Source organism: Mesorhizobium sp. M7A.F.Ca.AU.001.01.1.1 (assembly GCF_004022735.1).
Taxonomy (GTDB): Bacteria; Pseudomonadota; Alphaproteobacteria; order Rhizobiales; family Rhizobiaceae; genus Mesorhizobium; species Mesorhizobium ciceri.
Window position 1 is genome coordinate 1 of record NZ_RZPF01000481.1, and the last position, 5,231, is coordinate 5,231.

6 protein-coding genes are annotated in these 5,231 nt (G+C 62.4%); all 6 read left to right on the forward strand.

The annotated features are described in order from the left end of the window. Window positions 1–642, forward strand: a 642-nt coding sequence (locus EN884_RS24920) for a mechanosensitive ion channel domain-containing protein (protein ID WP_128301038.1), incomplete at its 5' end; no start/stop codon positions are given. Window positions 643–798: 156 nt separating this feature from the next. Next, on the forward strand, window positions 799–1,062 hold the full coding sequence (locus EN884_RS24925; protein ID WP_023812335.1) for a hypothetical protein: 264 nt from the start codon (window positions 799–801) through the stop codon (window positions 1,060–1,062). A 206-nt stretch (window positions 1,063–1,268) separates the two neighbouring features. Next, complete coding sequence (locus EN884_RS24930; RefSeq protein WP_063168220.1) at window positions 1,269–2,702, forward strand: UbiA family prenyltransferase; 1,434 nt, start codon at window positions 1,269–1,271, stop codon at window positions 2,700–2,702. A 2-nt stretch (window positions 2,703–2,704) separates the two neighbouring features. Further along, complete coding sequence (locus tag EN884_RS24935) at window positions 2,705–4,057, forward strand: FAD-binding oxidoreductase (RefSeq protein WP_063168219.1); 1,353 nt, start codon at window positions 2,705–2,707, stop codon at window positions 4,055–4,057. A gap of 124 nt (window positions 4,058–4,181) precedes the next feature. Further along, entirely contained in the window at window positions 4,182–4,631 is a 450-nt protein-coding gene (locus EN884_RS24940; RefSeq protein WP_063168218.1) for an EamA family transporter, read from the forward strand. After that, window positions 4,628–5,231, forward strand: a 604-nt coding sequence (locus EN884_RS24945) for an NAD(P)-dependent oxidoreductase (protein WP_164895137.1), incomplete at its 3' end; no start/stop codon positions are given. The genes EN884_RS24940 and EN884_RS24945, both read left to right, overlap by 4 nt.

Genomic DNA, 5,231 nt, shown 5'->3' on the forward strand with positions numbered 1-5,231 from the left:
GTGGTGTCCAATTTCGTTTCCGGCCTGATCCTTCTGGCCGAGCGGCCGTTCAAGGTGGGCGACTGGATCGTTGCCGGCGACGTCAGCGGCACGGTCAAGAAGATCAGCGTGCGCGCCACCGAGATCGAAACCTTCCAGCGGCAATCGGTGATCCTGCCCAATTCGAACCTGATCAACAACGCCGTCGGCAACTGGACGCACCGCAACAAGCTCGGCCGCGTCGACATCAAGGTCGGCGTCGCCTATGGCAGCGACGTCAAGCAGGTTCATGCCGTCCTGCTGGAGATCGCCCGCAGCCACCCGATGGTGCTGAAGAACCCCGAACCCTTCGTGCTGTTTTCCAATTTCGGCCCCGCCGCCCTGGAATTCGAAATCCGCGTGTTCCTGGCCGACGTGATGAACGGCAACATCGCGCAGAACGACATCCGTTTTGCCGTCCTCGAAAAATTCAGCAGCGAACACATCGAGATCCCCTCGACGCCGCGCGCCGTGGTCGAGGCCCACAAGCCCAAGGCCTGGCCGACGGACGACGACAAGATCGAGGCCGACTTCGCCGAACAGGAGCAGATAAGGGCCGAAGCCGAGGCGGAGAAGAAGCGACTGGTCAAGTCTCGCAAAACCAAGAAGCCGGACCCGGACTAGGCTCGGACTCCGTCGACCTCAATCCTGCCCGGAATCGATTGCGGCATGAATGGGGCATTCAGTTGCGGTTCAGCTTCCATCTCATATAAGCTCCATGCAAAGGCGAAAATGCCTTGCCAAATGCAACAGAGGCGGTGGGAACACCGATATTGCACCATGTGGAAGTCTCTCGTCGCTGCAGTCGCCCTGGTCGCCGCCATCGGCTCGGTCCATGCCGCGAGCGCGGTCAACAAGGACGCCGAGACCCGCACGCTGGTCGTAACGGAGGGCGGCAGCAAGACCGACCTTGCGCTGGCCGGTGGCGAAACGGTTGAGTTCTGCCCGAACGGCTGCTTCGTCACCTTGCCCAATGGCGATCTCGAAGCCCTGACCGGTTCGGAAACGGTCGAGATCTCGGGCGGTGTCGCCCGCATCAAGTAATCTTGGCGTCACGATTGTAGAGGCCGGGCATTTGCCCGGCCTTTTATCGTTTCCGGTAGCGGTTGTTTAACAATGACACCGGAAATACCGCCATGGCAGCCGTCTGCAACCGTGCGTTTTAACGTTCGCTACGCCATCGCCCGCTATACCAGCCTCAAGACGCCGAAAAGCGGCGCGCAACTCTACGCGGGCAGGGCAGGACGGACATGGATGCGCGATCGGACAGGAACGCAATACCGCTTGCGGTCGATCTCGACGGCACGCTGATCGCAACCGACCTGTTGTGGGAAGGGCTGTTCATCCTTCTCAAGAAGAACCCGCTCTATATCTTCCTCGTACCGTTCTGGATCGCCGGCGGGCCGGCGCGGCTGAAGCAGGCGATCGCGCAGCGCATCGACATCGATCCGGCATCGCTGCCCTATCGCGAGGTGCTGCTTTGCCGCCTCCGGACCGAGCACGCCGAGGGCCGCAAGATCGTGCTGGCGACCGGTACGCCGCGCAAGTTCGCCGACGCCATCGCGGCCCATCTCGGCATTTTCGACCAGGTGCTGGCCACCGATGGTCTCGCCAATCTCACCTCGGGCAGGAAGCGCGCCTCGCTGATCGCAGCCTATGGCGATGGCGGTTTCGACTACGCCGGCAACAGCCGCCATGACCTCCAGGTCTTCGATGCCGCACGCAACGCGATCGTCGTCGCGCCCGACCGCCATGCCGCGCGCTGGCAGGCGGCACATGGCGCCGAGACGGTGTCGGCGCCGAAGCCCACTTTGCGGACCATCGTCAAGATGCTGCGCGTGCATCAGTGGCTGAAGAATTCGCTGATCGCAGTGCCGATGGTGCTCTCGCATGAATATTTCAACACCGACATGATCTGGGAATGCCTGCTGGCATTCGTCTCGTTCAGCGCGGTGGCATCGGCCATCTACATCCTCAATGATTTCTTCGACCTCGCGCTCGACCGCAAACACCTCACCAAGCGCAACAGGCCGTTCGCCAGCGGCGCGCTGTCGATCCCGTTCGGACTTGGGGCGATCGCGGTGCTTCTGGCGATCGGCATCGGCACCGGGCTGTTCCTGTCGCCCGAATTCATGGCTGTGCTCGGCGGCTACATGGTCGTCACCACCGCCTATTCGCTGTCGTTCAAGCGCATGCTGCTGGTCGATGTGCTGACGCTCGCCGGCCTCTACACGATCCGCGTCCTGGCCGGTGCGGCGGCGACCGGCGTCGACGTCTCGTTCTGGCTGCTGGCCTTCTCCATCTTCTTCTTCCTGTCGCTGGCGCTGGTGAAGCGCTTCGTCGAACTGCGCACCACCGCCATTCCGCCCGGCGAGCGCATTGCCGGTCGCGGCTATCGCACCGAAGACCAGGAGATCGTCGCCCAGGCCGGCATGGCCTCGGCCTTCTCCTCGGCGCTGGTGCTGGCGCTCTACATGGACAGTGTCGCGGTGCGGGAACTCTATCCGCATCCATGGCTGATCTGGCCGCTGGCGCCGATCGTGCTTTATCTTACCATGCGCGTCTGGATCCTGGCGCGCCGCAACGAGATGCATGACGATCCGGTCGTCTTCATCATCCGCGACTGGCGCAGCCAGATCGTGGTGCTGATCGGTGCGGTGATGCTGGTCATCGGGGGCTGGTAGGCATGGCCGCCGGACGTTTCCCAAGCTTTGGCCTTGCCACGCCGCCGGCGCCGCGCGCCATCGGTGCCGACGAGGCGATCGCGCTGCTGAAGGGCGGTCAGGCCAAGCCGGCGTCGCTGCTTGCCTATGGCAATGGCCGCTCCTACGGCGATTCCTGCCAGAACGGGGCCGGAGCGGTCGTCGATATGCGATCGCTGAACCGGATCCACGCCTTCAACGCCGAAACCGGTGTTCTCGAGGCGGAGGCCGGCGTGCTGTTGTCCGACATCATCGCCCACGCCGCCCCCTACGGCTTCTTCCCCGCCGTTGTGCCAGGCACGCAATTCGTCACGCTCGGCGGGGCCATCGCCAATGACGTGCATGGCAAGAACCATCACCGGCGCGGCACCTTCGGCTGCCATGTCGAGAGCTTCACGCTGCTCAGGTCCGACGGCAAGACCCACCGCTGCTCGGCGACAGACAATACGCGGCTGTTTGCGGCGACGATCGGCGGCATGGGGCTGACCGGCCTCATCCTGTCGGCCTCGATCCGGCTGATGCGGGTGCATTCCCTCGACATCGTCGAAAAGGCGACGCCGTTTCGTGATCTCTGCGAATTCTTCGACCTGGCCGAGGCGGCCGATCAGGCCAACGAATATGCGGTCGCCTGGATCGATCAGTTGGCCGGCGGCCGCAACAGCGGTCGTGGCCTGCTGCTGTCGGGCAATCACGCCGAGCACGGCTCGCATGCCGCCTCGCGCGTCGGCGGCAATTTCTCGGTACCGGTGCAGCCGCCGTTCAATGTGCTCAACCGGCCGTTCCTGACCGCCTTCAACGCTGCCTACAGGTGGAGGAAGAGCCGAGCAACGGTGCCGCGCCAGGCCGGATATCAGGGCTTCTTCTTTCCACTTGACGGCGTGCGCGACTGGAACCGGCTTTATGGGCCGAAAGGGCTCTTCCAGCACCAGAGCGTGGTGCCGGAAGAGACGGCGCGCGAGGCCGTGCCGGCATTGCTGGCGGCTGCAAGGCAAGCCGGGCAGGGCTCGTTCCTCACGGTGCTGAAACGCTTCGGCTCCATCCGCTCGCCGGCGCTGCTGTCGTTTCCGCGTCCCGGCTACACGCTGACACTGGATTTCCCCAACAGGGGCGCCACGACGCTGACACTGCTGCGGGAACTCGACCGCATCACGGTCGAGGCCGGCGGCGCGGTCAATCCGTACAAGGACGCCCGCATGGGGGCCGAAATCTTCGCTTCGTCCTTTCCCGAATGGCAGCGGCTGGAAGGGCTCCGCGACCACGCCTTCATGTCTGATTCCTGGGCGCGCACCGCGAAGAGACTGGATGCGCGACGAGGCGCGGTCGAAGCAGCCGAATAGATAAAATTCGAATAATTCTTGGTTAATTGATGATTAATAACGAGATTTACTCAAAATATTGTTGGGACTTCACCAAATGTTTGCGGGTTTGTAATAGGAAGCGCGAAGGGGTGGCTTGGAACACATGAAATACATCGTCTTCATTCTCTTTACCGTCATGACCAATGCCGCCGCGCAGCTGATGCTGAAGCAAGGCATGATGTCGCTCGGACCGATCTCGTTCGAGGGCGTCAATCCGCTCGTCAAGCTGCTGCAGATCGTCTTCAGCCCCTGGGTGTTCCTTGGCCTGTGTACCTTCGTCATCTCGATGGCCTCGCATCTCTATGTGCTGTCCAAGGTCGAGCTCTCCTTCGCCTACCCGTTCCTCAGCCTCGCCTATGTTGCCGTCGCCATCTTCGCTTATTTCGTCTTCCGCGAGGACCTCAATGGCTGGCGGATCGCCGGTATCGCCTTCATCTGCGTCGGCACGGTGCTGATCGCGCAAAGTGGGCGGGATTTGGGTGAGCAAGGGCATGAGGACCAGACCGCTTCCATCACGCCCGACAAGATCCAAGCAAACGAGATCGTTCGATGAGACATGTGATTTTCGGCGGCGACGGTTTCGTCGGCCGCCATCTTGCCCCGAAACTTGTGGCCGATGGTGAAGAGGTTGTCGTCGCCGACATCGTCAAGAGCGACCTGCCGCACTACCGCACCGTCCGCTTTATCCAATGCGACGTCACCGACCCGACCTCGGTCACCGCGGTTGGGCTCAGGGCCGACGACATGGTCTACAATTTGTCGGCCAAGATGCTATCGCCGATCCAGGTGCGCGCCAAGCGGCACGATTTCTTCTTCCCTGTGAATTTCCATGGCACCGAGCACATCATGCAGGCCATGGACGGAGCCGGTGCGTCAAAACTCGTCCACTACACGACCGACATGATCTACGGCCACACGGTCACGCAGCCGATGACCGAGGAGCACCCGGTGGCGCCGCTGGGCGAATATGGCTGGTCGAAGCAGAAGACAGAGGAGCTCGCCGCCGAATGGCGCAAGCGCGGCATGTCGATCTCGCTGTTTCGCCCGCGCCTGATCATCGGTCCCGGCCGGCTCGGCATTCTGGAAAAACTGTTCAAGCTGATCGACTGGAACCTTCCCGTGCCGATGATCGGTTCGGGCAGGAATCCTTATC